A 16,501-nucleotide genomic window follows, 5' to 3' on the forward strand; every position below is an offset into this window, starting at 1 on the left:
GACGGCACCTAATCCGCTTTCACCACGTTGCGATGGCGCCGCTCAAATGGACTGCTTATGCCGATCGCGATACACTCCGCCCGTCATTGGGGAGTAGCCGCCCTTCGCACGAAGGGGCCTGCGTCAACACACTTGGCCAACCCGGCCATGGCGCAGGCGGTTCCCGTACTTGGCAAGACCTTTGACCACGTTGCTGCCGGACTGGCCGGGGCGCGCGTGGTCATTGGAAACGCCGGCCAGGGAGTTCAAATTGGAAGCATTCCTCATTTCCACCGGTATCGTCGCGCTCGCGGAAATCGGCGACAAAACGCAATTGCTCGCCTTCGTCCTCGCCGCAAAATTCCGTCGCCCACTGCCCATCGTTCTGGGCATTCTTGTCGCAACGCTGGCTAACCATGCCTGCGCCGGCGCGCTCGGCGCCTGGATCACCTCAATGGTCAGCCCGGAAGTGATGCGCTGGGTGCTCGGCGTATCCTTCATTGGCATGGCGGCTTGGACGCTGATCCCCGACAAGCTCGACGACGAGGATACGAAACTCGCGCGCTTTGGCGTCTTCGGCACCACAATCGTTGCCTTCTTCCTCGCCGAGATGGGTGACAAAACACAGATCGCCACCGTCGCGCTCGCGGCACAGTACAAATCGGTATTCGCGGTGGTCGCGGGCACCACGCTGGGCATGATGATCGCCAACGTACCGGCGGTGATCCTCGGCGACCGCATCGCGAACAAGATCCCGGTGCGCGTGGTGCACGGCATCGCGGCGGCAATCTTTGCGGTACTTGGCATCGCCACCCTGCTCGGCGCCGGCGAACGTCTCGGCTTCTGATCTGAACGCCATTGGCGGGCACGAGCTACATCCGCCCGCCAATACAACGGAGAGTGACATGGGCATCGAACGCAAACCGATCAATCGCGGCGGCATCCGCTCGGCGGGCTACGACCGTTCCGCACGGGCGCTCGAAATCGAATTCGACAACGGTTCGATCATCCAGCACAGAGGCGTCGGCGAAGAGATCGCCCGACACTTCCTGAGCAGCAGCTCGCCGGCGAGCTACTACAAGGACACGATTCAGGAAGAGTTCTCGCAGCGCCGCATCAAGTGACACTCACTTTCGATTACCAGAGGCGCGGATCAAGCCGGTAGTAGGCGCTCAGTTGCTGGTACAGGCCGGGGTGCAGCGCGGCCATTTCGCGAGGCCGCTCGAAAAACACTTCGCTGGCGACGGCAAAGAATTCACCCGGATTGGTCGCCCCGTAGTCGTCGAGCAGCGAGGTTTCACCTTCTGCGGCGCGCGCACGCAGCTGCTCGAATTCCGCACCGAGTACCTGCGCCCAGCCTGCGTACATGCGACTCACCGGCAACTCGGGCGTGCCGTTGGCCGCACCGGTTTCCTGGTCGAGCTGGTGCGCAAACTCGTGGAAGACGACGTTACGGCCGTCATCGTCGATCGCAGCGCCATCGAGGGTGTCCTGCCAGGACAGCACGACCTGACCGAGGGACCAGGATTCGCCGGCCAGCACCTGCCGTTGCTCGCGCTGCAGACCGAACGGATCGGTTGTCTTCTTCGTGACGGCAAACGCGCCGGGATAGACGAGCACGCGCTGCAGCTTCGGGTAGCAATAGTCGTCGCCATGATTGAGGATCAGCAGGCAGGCTTGCGCCGCGATCGTCACCCGGATCTCGTCGTCGATCTCCAGCCCGGCGCAACCGACAAACGCCTTCTCCGCAATGAAGACCTTGATCCGCTCCTTGAGACGAAGTTGCAGATCTGCCGGCAACCTGCGGAAATAGGGCACGCGCCGGCGCAGGATGTCGCGCCAGGCATCCGGACACGGTGCCCGCAGCACGGCGCGCCGACGCCAGGCGACACGCTGCGGCTCGAAGAACATCCAGCTTGCGAACACCAGGGCGGCGAGGGTAATAATCAGCAGGGGCACGCGATACCTCGCCGGGTCGGCTGTGTGACCTCTCCTATTTCGGTACGGGGTGAGGGATTTCAATCGTTCCGCAGAAAACAAAGGGCGGCCCGCAGACCGCCCGCAAGTGATCAATCCCAGCCAGATCAGAGGAATCGGTCGAGCAGGCGCCGACTATGCCGATCCAGCGCCATCGGGTCGCGGATCAGGAACTGGATGCCGTGTGCATCCGCCACCAGCATCGTGGCGCCGGAGAGCCGGCGGATGTCTTCCTCGCCGCGCAGTACGAAACTCGTCTCGCCGCGGTCGGTGTCGACCGTCCACGTCGAGGGCGTTGCGAAACTCGACACCTTGATCAGGCGGCGGATCTCCGGCACGAACTCGCGCGCCGCCAGTTCGCGCTCAATTTCTGCCCGCGGCCCTTCGGGCAAGGCTGACAGGTGGCTGATCCAGGCCAGTTCATGACCGTCCTGACTGACGAGCGAGATACCATCGTCAGGTGCCGCAATCGGGAAGGCGCGCACCGGCACCATGTTCTCGTGCCGCTGCCCTTGCGTGTCGATGAACACAAGACGCCCGAAGGCGTTACGTTCGATTTGCCAGTCGATCATTCGCCAGCTCCTTCCAGCAGCTTCTCGGCGTTGCGGGCCTGCGCCTGGTACAGCCGCCAGTAGGCGCCCTGCTTCGCCATCAGTTCGTCGTGATGGCCCACCTCGACGATCTGGCCGCGGTCCATCACCACCAGGCGGTCGGCCTTGCGCAGCGTCGACAAGCGATGCGCAATCGCTATCGTCGTGCGGCCCTGCACCAGGTTGTCGAGCGCGCGCTGGATTTCCTTCTCGGTTTCGGTATCCACCGACGAAGTCGCCTCGTCGAGTATCAGCATGCGCGGGTTGATCAGCAGCGCACGTGCAATCGAAATCCGCTGACGCTCACCCCCGGAAAGCCCCTGCCCGCGCTCGCCGACCAGCGAGTCGTAGCCCTGCGGCAGCCGCAGGATGAACTCGTGCGCGTGCGCCGCGCGCGCCGCGGCGATAATCTCGTCCCGCGTCGCCCCCGGCTTGCCGTAGGCAATGTTCTCGGCAATCGTGCCAAAGAACAGGAAGGGCTCCTGCAGCACCAGGCCGATGTTGCGGCGGTACTCGGCAACCGGCAGCGAGCGCGTATCCACACCATCCACCTTGATCGACCCCTCGCTCACATCGTAGAAGCGGCAGATCAGGTTCACCAGCGTGCTCTTGCCCGAACCGCTGTGGCCGACGAGCCCGATCATCTCGCCCGGCTTGATCGTCAGCGATAGCCCACGGATCACCGAACGATTGCCGTAGCGGAAGCCGATGTCGCGCATCTCGATTTCGCCGCGTACGGTTTCAAGATGCACCGGATTGGTCGGTTCCGGCACGTTGGAGACATGGTCCAGCACATCGAAGATGCGCTTGGCGCCCGCCGCTGCTTTTTGCGTCACCGAGACGATGCGGCTCATCGAATCGAGGCGGCCGTAGAACCGGCCGATGTAAGCGAGGAAGGCCGTCAGCGTACCGACCGTGATTTCGCTCTTGGAGACCTGCCAGATACCGAAGGCCCACACCACCAGTAGACCAATCTCGGTCAGCAGCGACACGGTCGGCGAAAACAGCGACCAGGTCTTGTTCAACCGATCGTTGATCAGCAGGTTGTGGCGGTTGGCTTCGCGGAAGCGCTTGGCTTCGCGGTGCTCTTGCGCAAAGGCCTTGACGACGCGGATACCGGGAATCGTGTCGGCAAGGATGTTCGTTACTTCGCCCCACACCCGGTCGATCTTCTCGAAACCGGTGCGCAAACGATCGCGCACCAGGTGAATCATCCAGCCAATGAAAGGCAAAGGCAGCAGCGTCACCAGCGCGAGCGCGGGATTGATGCTGAACAGGATCACCGCCGTCATGGTGATCATCAGCACATCGGTAATGAAGTCGAGCGCATGCAGCGACAGGAATACGCTGATGCGATCCGACTCGGAGCCGATACGCGAGATCAGGTCGCCGGTGCGTTTGCCACCAAAGTACTCCAGCGAAAGCTGCAGCAAATGCTCGAAGGTTGTCGTCCGCAAATCAGCACTGATTCGTTCGGACGCCAGCGCGAGGATGTAGGTCTTGGCCCAACCCAATGACCAGGACACCAGCGCCGCAGCAAATAGCCCGCCGAGATACCACGCCACCTTGGTCGGTTCGATGTGCTGACCGTTCTGGAACGGAATCAGCACTTCGTCCATCAGCGGCATGTAGAGATAGGGCGAAACCAGCGTCGCCGCGGTCGCACCCAGCATCAGCAGGAAACCCGCGAGCAATTGGCCCTGATAAGGGCGCGCGAATCGCCACAAGCGGAACAGCGTCCAGGTCGAAGGCGGCGTGTGCAGCTCTCGGGTGCAGATCGGGCACTCGTCCTCGTCCGGCGGCAACGGCGCCTTGCAGGTCGGGCACAGATCCTCGCCTTCCTTTTCCACCGGGCGGCCAGTCAGCAGCAGCTGAAGCTGGGCCTCGAACTGGTCGATCAAGCGCAAAGCGGCAACGTTCTGGCCAAGCGTGTATCGCCAGCACGCCAGCAGGGACTTTTCGTCTCGAAGTTCGAGCGTACCGACCCCGGCATGATCGAAATGAACCAGGCTGAGGCCCGCCCGCAAAGGCCACGCCTGCCATGCGTTGCTGCCGGGCGCGCGCGCGATCAATCGGCGCTCGGTTACCGCCAGCACGCCGCTTGCAAAATGCAGGCGCGCATCAAGGTCAACCTCAAGTGCTGCGAGAACGTTCTCTTCCCGTTCGAGGCGCGCTGCAAGTTCGCCGCGCCAGGCCTCCGGAATAGCCAGTCTCGCACTCGCCGCGGCAAGGGGTTCGGTCGTCATCGGGTGCTGTTTCGTCTTGTTTTGGTGATTGGAGTGGAAGCTGCGATGCAATCGTCACAGGCGAAACGGCCAGAACGCGCGGGCCGGAATGCGGGTTGACCGGATGAACGAATCGGCTGGACGGGAGAGAATCGCGCAATTGCGATATTCTGGCGGGTCTGGGCTTCCGGCCTCGCACAAAGGCAAGGAAGTATACCGCATCGCCCCATTGGCCCAAGCCTGCGCGCTGGCAGGCCTGAAGGCGGAACACGAAGCACCCGCGACCCGGGGAAAAGGCTCCGGCGGCTGAACTGTCCGGACCAAACGACTGGAACATGAAGAAGAAAGACATCACGTTTCTTCGCGTCACGCATCTGCGCGGACCGAATATCTGGACCTACCGCCCGGTCATCGAAGCCTGGCTCGACATCGGTGCGTTCGAGGAGCTGCCGACAAACAAGCTGCCCGGTTTCACCGAGCGCCTGACTGGCTGGCTGCCCGCCCTGAGGGAGCACCGCTGCGGTGTCGGGGAGCCGGGTGGCTTCCTGCAACGCCTTGAGGAAGGCACCTGGATCGGCCATGTGCTCGAACATGTCGTGCTCGAGCTCCAGATGCGTGCCGGCATGCAAACCGGGTTCGGGAAGACGCGAGAAACCGCGGAAGGCAGCGGTATCTACAAGATGGCCTTCCGCACCCGCAACGAACAGGTCGGGCGTGCCGCGCTCGAAGCCGGGCGCGAGTTGGTCATGGCCGCGGTTGAGGATCGTCCCTACGATCTGCCCGTGACGATCGAACGTCTGACGGACATGGTCGACTCGCTATGCCTCGGCCCAAGCACCGCCTGCATCGTCGATGCCGCTACCGCACGCAAGATCCCTTCGATCCGCCTGAACGACGGCAACTTGGTCCAGCTCGGCTACGGTGCGCGCCAGCGACGCATCTGGACGGCCGAAACCGACCGCACCTCGGCGATCGCGGAGAGCATCTCCAGCGATAAGGATCTGACCAAGAGTCTGCTCGCCTCCTGCGGCGTGCCGGTGCCGGAAGGCCGCATCGTCGAGAACGCGGCCGATGCCTGGGAAGCCGCCGAGGACATTGGCCTGCCGGTGGTCGTCAAACCGGTCGATGGCAACCATGGCCGCGGCGTATCACTGGACCTCTCGCGGCGCGAGGATGTCGAACAGGCCTTCGAATTTGCATTGCGCCACGGCAGTGAAGTGCTGGTGGAACGCTTCGTGCGCGGATCGGAGCACCGCCTTCTGGTGGTCGGCGACAAGGTGGTGGCGGTCGCCCGCGGTGAAGAAGCGTGGATTACCGGCGACGGCGAAGCCAACATTCTTGAACTGGTGGAAACGCAGATCAATTCCGATCCACGCCGCGGCACCACCGAAGATTTCCCGCTCAACCGGCTCAATCTCGAGTCGGATACCGCGATTCGCAATGACCTTGCGCGCCAGGGACTCACGCCGGAATCCGTTCCGACAAAGGGCCAGCGCGTGCTGATCCAGCGCAACGGCAATGTCGCGTTTGATTGCACCGGTGAGTTGCACCCTGAGTTGGCAAGCGTCGTCACGCTCGCTGCAAAAGTGGTCGGACTGGACATTGCCGGCGTCGACATGGTCGCCGAAGACATCTCCAAGCCACTCGCCGCACAGGACGTTGCGGTGGTCGAAGTCAACGCCGGCCCCGGGCTGCTGATGCATCTGAAACCCGCCAACGGCGAACCCCGCCCGGTGGGCGCCGCCATCGTCACCCACCTTTTCGGTGAAACCGACCCCGGAAGAATTCCGCTGGTCGGCATCACTGGCAATCGCGGCACCACGCAGATCGCCCGCCTGGTCGCGTGGCTGGTGCGACTTTCCGGCCGCCATGTCGGGCTCGCCTGCGCCGACGGCCTCTTCCTCGACCGCCGTCAGGTCGATCGCCGTCGAGGCGTCAACTTTGACGCCGGGCAGCGACTGCTGATGAACCGCAACGTCGACGCTGCGGTCTTCGAGCACAACCCCGACATGATCCTGCGCGAAGGCCTGCCCTACGACCGTTGCACGGTAGGCGTGGTGACCGATTCGACCGGACTGGAAACGCTCGACGAGTTCTACATCAATGACATAGATCGCCTGAATGCGGTCTTGCGCACCCAGGTCGACGTCGTGCTGTCCGACGGACACGCCGTCCTCAATGCCGACGACGAACATGTCGTCGAAATGGCCTCGCTCTGCGACGGCTCGGTCATCTTCTACGGCACCTCGGTGGAGCAGCCCGCGATCATCGCGCATCGCGCCAAGGGGGGCCGCGCCGTGTTCGCGCGCGAGGGCCGCGTCTACCTCGCCGAAGGCATGCAGGAAGAACGGCTGGACGAACTCGCGATGCTGGCCACCGGCTCCTCCGGTTCGCTGCCGATCGAAAGCATCCTTGCTGCGGTAGGCGCTGCGTGGGCCCTCGGCATCTCGCCGGATCTGATCGGCGCCGGCATCGAGACTTTCGAGGCGGAACAAACCGCCGCGCGCGCCCGCACACATTGATAGACAGTCCCGAAGACGACTGGAACAGCTACAGGAAGACTGTTTGATGGAAGTTTCCCGCATCCGCGCCCTCAGAGGCCCCAACCTGTGGAGCCGCCACACCTCGATCGAGGCCATCGTGGCCTGCACCGAGAGTGAGTGCGAGATCGATACGATCCCCGGCTTCGAAGCCCGCCTGCGCGCGCGTTTTCCTGACCTTGGGCAGTTGCAGCCGCGCGGCCACACCGAGTCGGTTGCGATGGCACATGTGCTCGAAGGTGCGGCGCTCGGCCTGCAAGCACAGGCAGGTTGCCCGGTGACCTTCAGCCGCTGCCATTCGACGCTGGAAAAGGGCGTCTTCCAGGTGGTGGTCGAATACAGCGAGGAGCCGGTCGGCCGCCTCGCACTCGAACTCGCGGAAGAACTGATCCGCTCCGCACTCGAAGACATCCCCTTCGATCTCGCGGCCGCCCTCGCGCGCCTGCGCGAGGTGGACGAAGACGTACGTCTGGGGCCCTCCACCGGTTCGATCGTGCAAGCCGCCGTCGCGCGTGGCATTCCTTTCCGCCGGCTGACCGAAGGCAGCCTGGTGCAGTTTGGATGGGGATCGAAGCAGCGCCGCATCCAGGCCGCCGAGATGGATAGCACCAGTGCCATCGCGGAATCGATCGCACAGGACAAGGAACTCACCAAGCGTCTGCTGCTGGCTGCCGGTGTTCCCGTACCAGTCGGCCGGCCGGTCGTCGACATCGAAGACGCCTGGGTCGCGGCCCAGGAAATCGGCCTGCCCGTGGTCGTCAAGCCGCAGGACGGCAACCAGGGCAAGGGCGTCACCGTCAACATCACCAGCCGTGAGCAGCTGGAGATGGCCTACAAGGTGGCTTGCGAATTTCGCGACGACATCATGGTCGAGCGCTACCTGCCCGGCTACGACTACCGCCTGCTGGTCGTGGGCGACAAGCTCGTGGCGGCCGCACGACGCGATCCGCCATTCGTGATCGGCGACGGCGTGCACACCGTGCGCCAGCTGGTTGAGCAGGTGAACGCCGACCCGCGCCGCGGCGACGGTCATGCCACCTCGCTGACGAAGATCCGCTTTGACGAAATCGCGATCGCGCGCCTTGAAATGCAGGGCCTCACGGCGGATTCCGTGCCGCCGAAAGGCAAGCGTGTCGTGCTGCGCAATAACGCCAACCTGTCGACCGGCGGCACCGCCACCGACGTGACCGACGACGTGCACCCGGAAGTGGCCGCACGCGCCGTGGCCGCCGCACAAATGGTCGGGCTGGATATCTGCGGCGTCGACGTGGTTTGCGACAGCGTGCTCAAGCCGCTGGAAGAACAAGGCGGCGGCATGGTCGAAGTGAACGCCGCGCCGGGCCTGCGGATGCACCTGAACCCCTCGTTCGGCAAGGGCCGAGCGGTGGGCGAGGCGATCATCGGCAGCATGTTCCCGAACGGCGAAGACGGCCGCATTCCGGTCGTCGCGGTCACCGGCACCAACGGCAAGACCACCACCGTGCGCCTGATCGCCCATCTCTTCATGGCGAACGGCCAGACGGTCGGCATGACCAATACCGACGGCGTGTATATCCAGGGTCGTCGCATCGACACCGGCGACTGCTCGGGCCCGAAGAGCGCACGAAATGTGCTGCTCAACCCGCTGGTCGACGCCGCAGTGTTCGAAACCGCCCGCGGTGGCGTGCTGCGCGAAGGCCTCGCCTTCGACCGCTGCCAGGTCGCGGTGGTCACGAACATCGGCCTCGGCGATCACCTGGGCTTGAACTTCATCACTACCGTCGATGAACTGGCGGTACTCAAGCGCGTCATCGTGCAGAACGTCGCGGACGACGGCACCGCTGTGCTGAATGCAGCCGATCCGATCGTCGCGGCGATGGCCGACAACTGCAGCGGCAAGATCACCTTCTTCGCTGCCGACCGCCACCTGCCGGTGATGGCCGCGCATCGCGCCCAGGGCAACCGGGTGGTGTACGTCGATGGCGATACCATTGTGGCCGCGGAGGGCATGGTCAAACACCGCGTGCCGCTTGCCGAGATCCCGATCACCCGCAACGGCACGATCAGCTTCCAGGTCGAGAACGTCATGGCCGCGGTCGCGGCTGGATGGGCGGCCGGTCTCGATTGGGACGTGATTCGCAAGGGGCTCGCGACTTTCCGCAACGATTCCGACAACGCGCCGGGTCGCTTCAATGTCTTCGACTACCGCGGAGCCACCGTGATCGCCGACTACGGCCACAATCCTGACGCCATGAGCGCGCTGGTGCGGGCCGTCGAAGCCATGCCGGCCAGGCGTCGCAGCGTGGTCATCAGCGGTGCCGGCGACCGTCGCGACGAGGACATCACTCAACAGACCGAAATTCTTGGCGCGGCGTTTGACGATGTCCTGCTCTATCAGGATGCGTGCCAGCGGGGTCGTGAAGATGGTGAAGTCATCGCGTTGCTGCGCAAGGGCCTTGAGGGTGCTGCGCGGACCAGCCATGTCGATGAGATCACCGGGGAGTTCATCGCAATCGACAAGGCGCTCGCGCGACTTGAAACCGGTGACCTTTGCCTGATCCTGGTGGACCAGGTTGAAGAGGCATTGGCCCACATCGCGAAGCGGATTGCCGAAGGCTGACGCGCGCGCTCTTCGCCCGCGAATGCCCCGCTCCGACGGGGCATTCTTGCTTCTGACGCACGACTTGAGCTGACATGCCGACCATTCGCCGCCTGCCTGAACTCCTGATCAATCAGATCGCCGCAGGCGAGGTGGTCGAACGCCCCGCGTCGGTCCTCAAGGAAGTGCTGGAGAACAGCCTGGATGCCGGCTCGCGAGCCATCGAAGTCCAACTCCAGCAAGGCGGCGTCAAGCAGATCCGCATTGCGGATGATGGCTGTGGCATCGACAAGGACGAACTAGCCATCGCGCTGGAACGCCACGCCACCAGCAAAATCGCATCGCTGGACGACCTCGAATGTGTGGCGACGATGGGCTTTCGTGGCGAGGCGCTCGCCTCGATCGCATCGGTCGCGCGCGTCACGCTCACCAGCCGGGCCCTGGGTTCGGCACACGCTTGGCGTATTCACGCCGGCGAATCCGCCCCGGCGCCTGCCGCACTCAATGGCGGCACGGTGGTGGAGGTTAGCGATCTGTACTGGAACGTGCCGGCACGCCGCAAGTTCCTCAAGAGCGAAGGCACCGAATTCGGGCATTGCGACGATGCCTTCCGGCGCATCGCGCTGGCACGGCCTGAAGTCGCCTTCCAGCTGCAGCACAATGGCCGCATGAGCTTGCGGCTGACGCCAGGCGACATGCGCCGCCGCTGTGGCGACATTCTCGGCGAGGAATTCCTGCAACATGCCCGTGAGATCGACGTGGCGGCCGCCGGGCTTCGAGTGACGGGCTTTGCCGCCTTGCCGGCTTACGCACGCGCCAGCCGTGATGCGCAATACTTCTTCGTCAACGGCCGTTTCGTGCGCGACAAGCTGATCCAGCATGCGCTGCGCGAGGCCTACGCCGACATCCTGCACGGCAGCAAGCATCCGGCTTTCGCGCTGTTCCTCGAACTCGATCCCGCTGGCGTCGATGTGAACGTGCATCCGGCGAAGACCGAGGTGCGCTTCCGGGAAGCGCGCGCGATCCATCAGTTCGTCTATCACGCGGTAAGTCGCGGCCTCGCGGCAACCATCAGCGCAGTCGCCAGCGCAAGGCCGGAAACCGCCGATCCCATCGTCACGTATCCCGCCGCACCGGAACAGTATCGCCTTGCCGTCGAAGAGCCGCGCTCAAGCTATCCGTTGCCACAAGGCGAATCGTCACTCACCGCATCGACGAGCGCCATGAGCGCCTTCTTTCGAGCGCCCGAACTCAACATCCCACCCCCGCAAACACTGCCGCTCGCGGCAGCCGACCGCGACGGTGCGCCGCTCGGCTATGCGCTGGCCCAAGTGCATGGCGTCTATGTGCTGGCGCAGAACAGTACCGGCTTGGTGCTGGTCGATATGCACGCCGCGCATGAGCGCATCCTCTACGAGAAGTTGAAGAACGTGCTTGACGGCGCGCCGAGCACCCAGCGTCTGCTGATTCCGGCCGTCTTTGGTGCCAGCGCGAAAGAAATGGCCTGCGCCGAAGCGCAGCGCGAGACACTCGACCGCATCGGATTCGATATCGCGCCGGCGGGCCCCGCCGAGCTCGCAGTGCGCAGCGTACCGGCGCTGCTGGCGCGAGCCGACATTGTTGCACTCACCCGAGCCCTGCTCGGCGAGCTGATCGACTTTCCCGCCTCGGATGTTGTCGCCACCCGCCGCAACGAGCTGCTGGCTACGCTCGCCTGCCACGGTGCCGTGCGCGCCAATCGCGCGCTGACGCTACCGGAAATGACCGCCCTGTTGCGCGAAATGGAAGCCACGGAACGCGCCGATCAGTGCAATCACGGGCGTCCGACCTGGGTGCAGCTTTCGATGGCGGAACTTGATCGGCTGTTCCTGCGCGGTCGCTGACGGCGGTCATCTGGCACGTAACGACAACACGCTGGTCCGGCACGACAAGACTTGATTTGTCCGCTGGACGGACAATCCCCCTCGCCGTTGAAAGTGACGGCTGTGCGAACAAGTGGGCGCCACCTGACACCTCGCGCCTGTAGCGGCTCCGTGCACGCCTTGCAGTTTGTGTTCACCCAAACATGATCGACATCACACATGTCGCGCTAAGGTGTCGCGGCCTCGCACAATGCACTTGGCATAATCTGGTACATGTCATTGGTTTGTCATGCTGGCGATCAAGAATCATTCCCTTGGATTACGCAGATCGCTGCTTGCCATGGGAACCGGGGGAGAACTATGGACGCATTGATTCACGCAATGGCAATCAGCCAGAGCGCTGAAGCCGCACGCCACGCTGGCATCCGCGTGGAGCCTCATTTCACGAGTCAGGAAGCGCTCAGCATCCATTCCGAACAGGGTGTCATCGAGCTCGCTGGGCCGCGCGCCGTCGAATTTCTCGAGCGTGCGCGCAAGCTGTGGGGCTTGGCAGGTGTCGTCAGCCTGCACATGGCGATGCTGCATTGCGCGTCCGAAATCCTGGCCAAACAGACGGCCGCCTGAGGTACTCCGGATCAGTCGCCGGAATTGAGCTGGCGAACCCGGTAGCCGCGGCGCGCAAGCAGGTCTGGAATGGCCGCCTTGCCGGCCAGGTGACCGCTGCCAATCACCACGAAGACCGATCGACCCTCTCGCGCAAGGCGCACGATGGCATCGCTCATTTCACGGTTGCGTTTGTCGAACAGATCTTCGAACATCGCGCGGCTCGAAGGGTCTGCGGATTGCGCCTTGCGCAGCGCCTCCGACAAGCCGGCCGCGTCGCCGCGACGCCAGGCACCAACCAGTTCATCGAGTGACGCGCGCAGGGTGCCGTCCTCGGCAGCGCGCAGGCTGGCCCGCAGTGAATCCACCTGCTCCCGCTCGGAGCCAGCCGAAAGTGCCTGCATCTGTCGCTCTACCGTTTCCAGTTCGACCAGTCGCTTGCCCTGACTCTGCGCCAGATTGATGAAGTGCAGATCGGTGCCATGCATGGGCGAGAGCCCCGCACGTTGCGCAGCAGAAACTGCCACAAAGACATTGGCCATCGCAGGCGAAAGCGCATCGAGCGCCTCCTCCGGCATCCCCATCGTCGAAAGTTGGCGGTTTAGTCTTCGCCAGTCGCTGCTGCCGAGTTTGTCGTGCAGACTGCCTTCCTCGCCGCCGCCAAGGCCGGCCAGCATGCCAGTCAGATCCGAACGGGTCGGGTCGATCTCCACGGCCAGTACGTCGGCACGCCGAAAGCGCGACTCGACTGACGCTGGCAGCGGGAAGCAGTCGGCGCGACAAACATGCACCGATCCGAACAGCCACACCGGAGCGCCTGCGCCACTGACTTCCCACAGCAACAGCGGCGCCGCACCTGCGAGCAGCGACACGGCAGACAGACAGAGCGCAACGAACGCGCGCAGCCACAAGCGCCAGCCACTAGAATTGCGCACCCAGCCTTGTTTTCCTTGCAACGAGTTCATTCTTGTCAGCCTCCTCCGCCCGCCCCGATGCTATCGCGCTGATCGGCCCGACCGCCAGCGGAAAGACCGCATGCGCGCTTGATCTCGCGCGTCACCTCCCGTGCGAGATCATCAGCGTGGACTCTGCGCTGGTGTTCCGCGACATGAATATCGGCACCGCCAAGCCGACGCATGAAGAGCTCGCGTCGTGCCCGCACCACCTGATAGACCTGATCGACCCGACCGACGCGTACTCGGCCGCGCAGTTCCGCGCCGATGCGATTCGCTTGATCGGCGAAATCCGGGCCCGCGATCGCCTTCCGCTCCTGGTTGGCGGAACGATGCTGTACCTGAAAGCGCTGCACGACGGCCTTTCCGATCTACCTCAGGCGGATGCGGATCTGCGTCGCGCGATCGACCGTGAAGCAGCGACACGGGGCTGGCCCGCCCTCCATGCCGATCTTGCGAAGCTCGACCCCGATGCCGCCGCGCAACTCAAGCCGAACGATGCGCAGCGTATCCAGCGTGCGCTCGAGATTGTGCGGCTTACCGGCCGTTCACTCGCCGAGAATTACGCCCGGCGCGAGGACGACAGCGATACGCCTTCACTGGCCATCATCGCGCTGGAGCCTTCGGACCGCGGCGTCCTGCACGCACGAATCGCCGCTCGGTTCGGGCAGATGCTCGCGGCGGGACTCGTCGGCGAGGTTGAGGCCTTGAGAGCACGCTACCCGCTTCAATCCGGCATGCCTTCGATGCGCTGCGTGGGCTACCGCCAAGCTTGGGAACACCTGGATGGCGAATACGGGACCGACGAACTGCGCGATCGCGGCATCTTCGCCACCCGACAGCTTGCCAAGCGACAGATCACGTGGCAGCGCAAATTCGCCAGCACTTGGTCAGAACTCCGCGTGATTGATTGCCTTCGCGAAGATCTAACGGATGCCGTGCGTGAAGAGGCACTCCGCGCGCTCGCGGGTTGAACCCGCCCAACCGCACGACGAATCCCATCGCATGTGCGTTTGAGCATCCAGCAATCAAGACTCGGCGAGCACGCGCAATCGACGCTGCAATTCTCGTTCGCGAGACGCCTGAGCGTCGGCCTCTTCCGACAGCGCACGCCAGGTCGCAACACAGAATCCCGTCAGCACAAGCACGCATGGCAGATCCGGGACGATGGACATTGCAGCCCTTGGAGTGCGCCAGCCTCGAGCCAAACAGCCGCGATAGGCGAATTCAGGGCACCCCAGAACTCAGCCCGATTCCCATCCGGGCTGAGAACAGAATAGCGAACCACCAGAACACGTCATGCCAGGCCGGAGAACTTCCCCAACGGGACTTTGCTGCAGCTTGCGGCACTGCCCGGCGCGTGCGTCAGAAGCTTCCTTGCGACCCATGGTTGATTCTGCTATTAACGCAGCTTTCTCACATCGACCGGGGAAGCCATCATGGCTGAGGAGATCTACCGCCACTTCAAGCCCTACGAGCCAAAGAAGGGCGAGCAGTACATGAACGAGAAGCAACTGGCTCATTTCCGTTCAATCCTCGAAGCGTGGAAGCTGGATCTGCAGTCCGACATTGAACGCACGGTCCACACCATGCAGGATGAAGCGACCGCTTTCGCCGACCCCAACGACCGTGCCAGCCAGGAATCGGACATCGCACTGGAGCTGCGCAACAGGGACCGCGAGCGCAAGCTGGTCAAGAAGATCGACCAGACGCTCGCGCGGATCGACGCCAACGATTATGGCTATTGCGATAGCTGTGGCGTGGAGATCGGATTGAAGCGTTTGGAGGCGCGCCCCACCGCGACCCAATGCATTGACTGCAAGACACTGGACGAACTGCGGGAACGTCAGGTCGCGCGTTAAAGGGTGAAGTGGTTTCCGGCAGCGCCCAACGCCAGGCGGGCGCTACCGGGATAGTGGCATCCCCTGACGGGAGCAGCAGCGCTCGCTGTGTCAGTTTTCAGCAATTAAAGGTCGACAAAAAAGGGCGCCTTACGGCGCCCTTTTCATTGCGTTACGTCCGAGATCAGAACGTGTGGCGCACGCCAAGGTTGAAACCTGCGCGGTAGCCATTACCCGAGTTGGTCGCATCAGCCACTTCGTAGCCGCTCTTGACCGACGGATCCGTGTTGATCTTCGAATAAACCGAGTAAACCGTGGTGCGCTTCGAGAGGCTGTAAAGGCCGCCGAAACCGATCTGCTCAGCTTTTTCCTTCAGGCTGTTGCGATCCTTCGAATAGGAGTACTGGGCCAGAAGCGACAGGTTGCCCATCGGCACCGTGCCAGCAACGTTCCAGCGATCCCAGCCGCGGGTCGAGCCGTTCACCTTCGCCACCGTTTCATCCTTCACACGGGCGTATGCGAGCGTTGCCTTGACAACCTTGAAGTCAGCTGCGACGCCGGCATCCACGGAGCCCTTCTTGGTGGTCGCGTTGTGGACGTTCTGCTGAGTGTAGTCAACAAAGAAGGTGGCCGGGCCGAACTTGAGTTTCGGCTGGATGTCGATCAGGCGCGTATCGCCCGCATTGGCCGCAGCTTCGTCGCCCGATGTCTTGGTCGAGTACATCGCTTCCACGGCAAAGACGTTGCCGAAGAACGGGGTCGTCACGTAGACGGCGTTGTCCGCACGCGCAACGATGTGGGTGAAGATGTTGTTGGTTTCTGCAACCGAACCCAGACCGAACGGGTCGATATTGTCGGCGTACATGTTGAACTTCGGGGTGTACATGCGGCCGAGGCGCATTTCCGCGTAATCACCCTGCAGGCCAACCCAGCTGGCACGACCCCAGACACGCTGGTTCGTGGTTTGCTCAGTCGTCACCGCATTGGCGGTCGTTGTGCAAGCTGCATTGGTGCAAACCTTGGTGGTCTTTTGGCCGGTGCTTACCGTGCCCTGGTTGCTACCGCCGATGTCCGCGGCGATGCCAGCCTCAAAACGGAAGTTAGCCTTCAGCCCCGGCATGATCTCTTCAGAACCGCGAACGCCCAGACGGGAACCGTTCATCTGACCGCTATCCACGCCAGTCCGTGCAGCAGTGGCGTTGTCGTAGTTGTTACCACGCCACGAAGCGCCCATGTCGATCAGGCCGTAGAGGGTCACGCTGGTGTCAGCAGCAAAGGCCGGAACAGCAGCCAGGCCGGCAATTGCCACGGCGATCAGTTTCTTTTGCATACGATTCTCCATTAACTCAAAGT

Annotated in this window: 14 protein-coding genes and 1 riboswitch; of the genes, 8 read left to right on the forward strand and 6 right to left on the reverse strand. The window is 63.3% G+C overall.

Features of this window, described 5'->3' with window-relative positions:
* Nucleotides 1-76: 76 nt before the first annotated feature.
* A riboswitch (yybP-ykoY riboswitch) is annotated at nucleotides 77-247 on the forward strand.
* A gap of 3 nt (nucleotides 248-250) precedes the next feature.
* Both GGR36_RS08080 and GGR36_RS08085 read left to right on the forward strand, forming a co-directional pair.
* Nucleotides 251-826 carry a TMEM165/GDT1 family protein gene (locus GGR36_RS08080; RefSeq protein WP_183634093.1) on the forward strand — a complete coding sequence of 192 codons (576 nt, stop codon included), beginning with the start codon at nucleotides 251-253 and terminating at the stop codon, nucleotides 824-826.
* A gap of 58 nt (nucleotides 827-884) precedes the next feature.
* The gene (locus tag GGR36_RS08085; RefSeq protein WP_183634095.1) at nucleotides 885-1,103 is read left to right on the forward strand and encodes a KTSC domain-containing protein; all 219 of its coding nucleotides are present in this window, start codon (nucleotides 885-887) and stop codon (nucleotides 1,101-1,103) included.
* Between the two features lie 13 nt (nucleotides 1,104-1,116).
* Here the strand turns inward: GGR36_RS08085 and GGR36_RS08090 are convergent, their stop codons facing one another.
* From GGR36_RS08090 to GGR36_RS08100, 3 genes are all read right to left on the reverse strand, one after another.
* A complete protein-coding gene (locus GGR36_RS08090; RefSeq protein ID WP_183634097.1) occupies nucleotides 1,117-1,938 on the reverse strand; it encodes a zinc-dependent peptidase in 822 nt (273 codons plus the stop codon).
* Between the two features lie 125 nt (nucleotides 1,939-2,063).
* Nucleotides 2,064-2,528 carry a cyanophycin metabolism-associated DUF1854 family protein gene (locus GGR36_RS08095; protein ID WP_183634099.1) on the reverse strand — a complete coding sequence of 155 codons (465 nt, stop codon included), beginning with the start codon at nucleotides 2,526-2,528 and terminating at the stop codon, nucleotides 2,064-2,066.
* Nucleotides 2,525-4,792 carry a cyanophycin metabolism-associated ABC transporter gene (locus GGR36_RS08100; protein ID WP_183634101.1) on the reverse strand — a complete coding sequence of 756 codons (2,268 nt, stop codon included), beginning with the start codon at nucleotides 4,790-4,792 and terminating at the stop codon, nucleotides 2,525-2,527. Before GGR36_RS08100 ends, GGR36_RS08095 begins: the two co-directional genes overlap by 4 nt.
* 314 nt (nucleotides 4,793-5,106) lie before the next feature.
* Here GGR36_RS08100 and GGR36_RS08105 point away from each other — a divergent pair, with 314 nt between their 5' ends.
* The 4 genes from GGR36_RS08105 to GGR36_RS08120 all read left to right on the forward strand — a co-directional run bounded on the left by GGR36_RS08105 (nucleotide 5,107) and on the right by GGR36_RS08120 (nucleotide 12,375).
* The gene (locus GGR36_RS08105; protein WP_183634103.1) at nucleotides 5,107-7,293 is read left to right on the forward strand and encodes a cyanophycin synthetase; all 2,187 of its coding nucleotides are present in this window, start codon (nucleotides 5,107-5,109) and stop codon (nucleotides 7,291-7,293) included.
* Nucleotides 7,294-7,339: 46 nt separating this feature from the next.
* Nucleotides 7,340-9,910: a cyanophycin synthetase gene (cphA, locus tag GGR36_RS08110; RefSeq protein WP_183634104.1), complete on the forward strand. Its 2,571-nt coding sequence runs from the start codon at nucleotides 7,340-7,342 to the stop codon at nucleotides 9,908-9,910.
* A 74-nt stretch (nucleotides 9,911-9,984) separates the two neighbouring features.
* The gene (gene mutL, locus GGR36_RS08115) at nucleotides 9,985-11,772 is read left to right on the forward strand and encodes a DNA mismatch repair endonuclease MutL (RefSeq protein WP_183634105.1); all 1,788 of its coding nucleotides are present in this window, start codon (nucleotides 9,985-9,987) and stop codon (nucleotides 11,770-11,772) included.
* A gap of 360 nt (nucleotides 11,773-12,132) precedes the next feature.
* A complete protein-coding gene (locus tag GGR36_RS08120) occupies nucleotides 12,133-12,375 on the forward strand; it encodes a hypothetical protein (protein ID WP_183634106.1) in 243 nt (80 codons plus the stop codon).
* Nucleotides 12,376-12,386: 11 nt separating this feature from the next.
* Here the strand turns inward: GGR36_RS08120 and GGR36_RS08125 are convergent, their stop codons facing one another.
* On the reverse strand, nucleotides 12,387-13,319 hold the full coding sequence (locus tag GGR36_RS08125) for a TraB/GumN family protein (protein ID WP_183634107.1): 933 nt from the start codon (nucleotides 13,317-13,319) through the stop codon (nucleotides 12,387-12,389).
* A gap of 2 nt (nucleotides 13,320-13,321) precedes the next feature.
* Here GGR36_RS08125 and miaA point away from each other — a divergent pair, with 2 nt between their 5' ends.
* Nucleotides 13,322-14,281: a tRNA (adenosine(37)-N6)-dimethylallyltransferase MiaA gene (gene miaA / locus GGR36_RS08130; RefSeq protein WP_183634108.1), complete on the forward strand. Its 960-nt coding sequence runs from the start codon at nucleotides 13,322-13,324 to the stop codon at nucleotides 14,279-14,281.
* 54 nt (nucleotides 14,282-14,335) lie between these two features.
* Here the strand turns inward: miaA and GGR36_RS08135 are convergent, their stop codons facing one another.
* Nucleotides 14,336-14,482, reverse strand: coding sequence for a hypothetical protein (locus GGR36_RS08135; RefSeq protein WP_183634109.1), 147 nt, complete (start codon nucleotides 14,480-14,482; stop codon nucleotides 14,336-14,338).
* A 264-nt stretch (nucleotides 14,483-14,746) separates the two neighbouring features.
* Between GGR36_RS08135 and dksA the strand changes: the two genes are divergently transcribed.
* A complete protein-coding gene (gene dksA, locus GGR36_RS08140; RefSeq protein ID WP_183634110.1) occupies nucleotides 14,747-15,169 on the forward strand; it encodes an RNA polymerase-binding protein DksA in 423 nt (140 codons plus the stop codon).
* Nucleotides 15,170-15,332: 163 nt separating this feature from the next.
* On the opposite strand, the gene GGR36_RS08145 is transcribed toward dksA, so the two are convergent.
* Nucleotides 15,333-16,478, reverse strand: a complete 1,146-nt coding sequence (locus GGR36_RS08145) for a porin (protein WP_183634111.1) — start codon at nucleotides 16,476-16,478, stop codon at nucleotides 15,333-15,335.
* Nucleotides 16,479-16,501: the final 23 nt, after the last annotated feature.

This window comes from Niveibacterium umoris, from assembly GCF_014197015.1.
Lineage (GTDB): Bacteria > Pseudomonadota > Gammaproteobacteria > Burkholderiales > Rhodocyclaceae > Niveibacterium > Niveibacterium umoris.

Bases quoted from the DNA above. Each gene is read 5' to 3' on its own strand.
- GGR36_RS08085 (WP_183634095.1), top strand. From the start codon at position 885: ATGGGCATCGAACGCAAACCGATCAATCGCGGCGGCATCCGCTCGGCG.
- GGR36_RS08095 (WP_183634099.1), bottom strand. From the start codon at position 2,528: ATGATCGACTGGCAAATCGAACGTAACGCCTTCGGGCGTCTTGTGTTC.
- GGR36_RS08100 (WP_183634101.1), bottom strand. From the start codon at position 4,792: ATGACGACCGAACCCCTTGCCGCGGCGAGTGCGAGACTGGCTATTCCG.
- GGR36_RS08105 (WP_183634103.1), top strand. From the start codon at position 5,107: ATGAAGAAGAAAGACATCACGTTTCTTCGCGTCACGCATCTGCGCGGA.
- cphA (WP_183634104.1), top strand. From the start codon at position 7,340: ATGGAAGTTTCCCGCATCCGCGCCCTCAGAGGCCCCAACCTGTGGAGC.
- mutL (WP_183634105.1), top strand. From the start codon at position 9,985: ATGCCGACCATTCGCCGCCTGCCTGAACTCCTGATCAATCAGATCGCC.
- GGR36_RS08120 (WP_183634106.1), top strand. From the start codon at position 12,133: ATGGCAATCAGCCAGAGCGCTGAAGCCGCACGCCACGCTGGCATCCGC.
- GGR36_RS08125 (WP_183634107.1), bottom strand. From the start codon at position 13,319: ATGAACTCGTTGCAAGGAAAACAAGGCTGGGTGCGCAATTCTAGTGGC.
- GGR36_RS08135 (WP_183634109.1), bottom strand. From the start codon at position 14,482: ATGTCCATCGTCCCGGATCTGCCATGCGTGCTTGTGCTGACGGGATTC.
- dksA (WP_183634110.1), top strand. From the start codon at position 14,747: ATGGCTGAGGAGATCTACCGCCACTTCAAGCCCTACGAGCCAAAGAAG.
- GGR36_RS08145 (WP_183634111.1), bottom strand. From the start codon at position 16,478: ATGCAAAAGAAACTGATCGCCGTGGCAATTGCCGGCCTGGCTGCTGTT.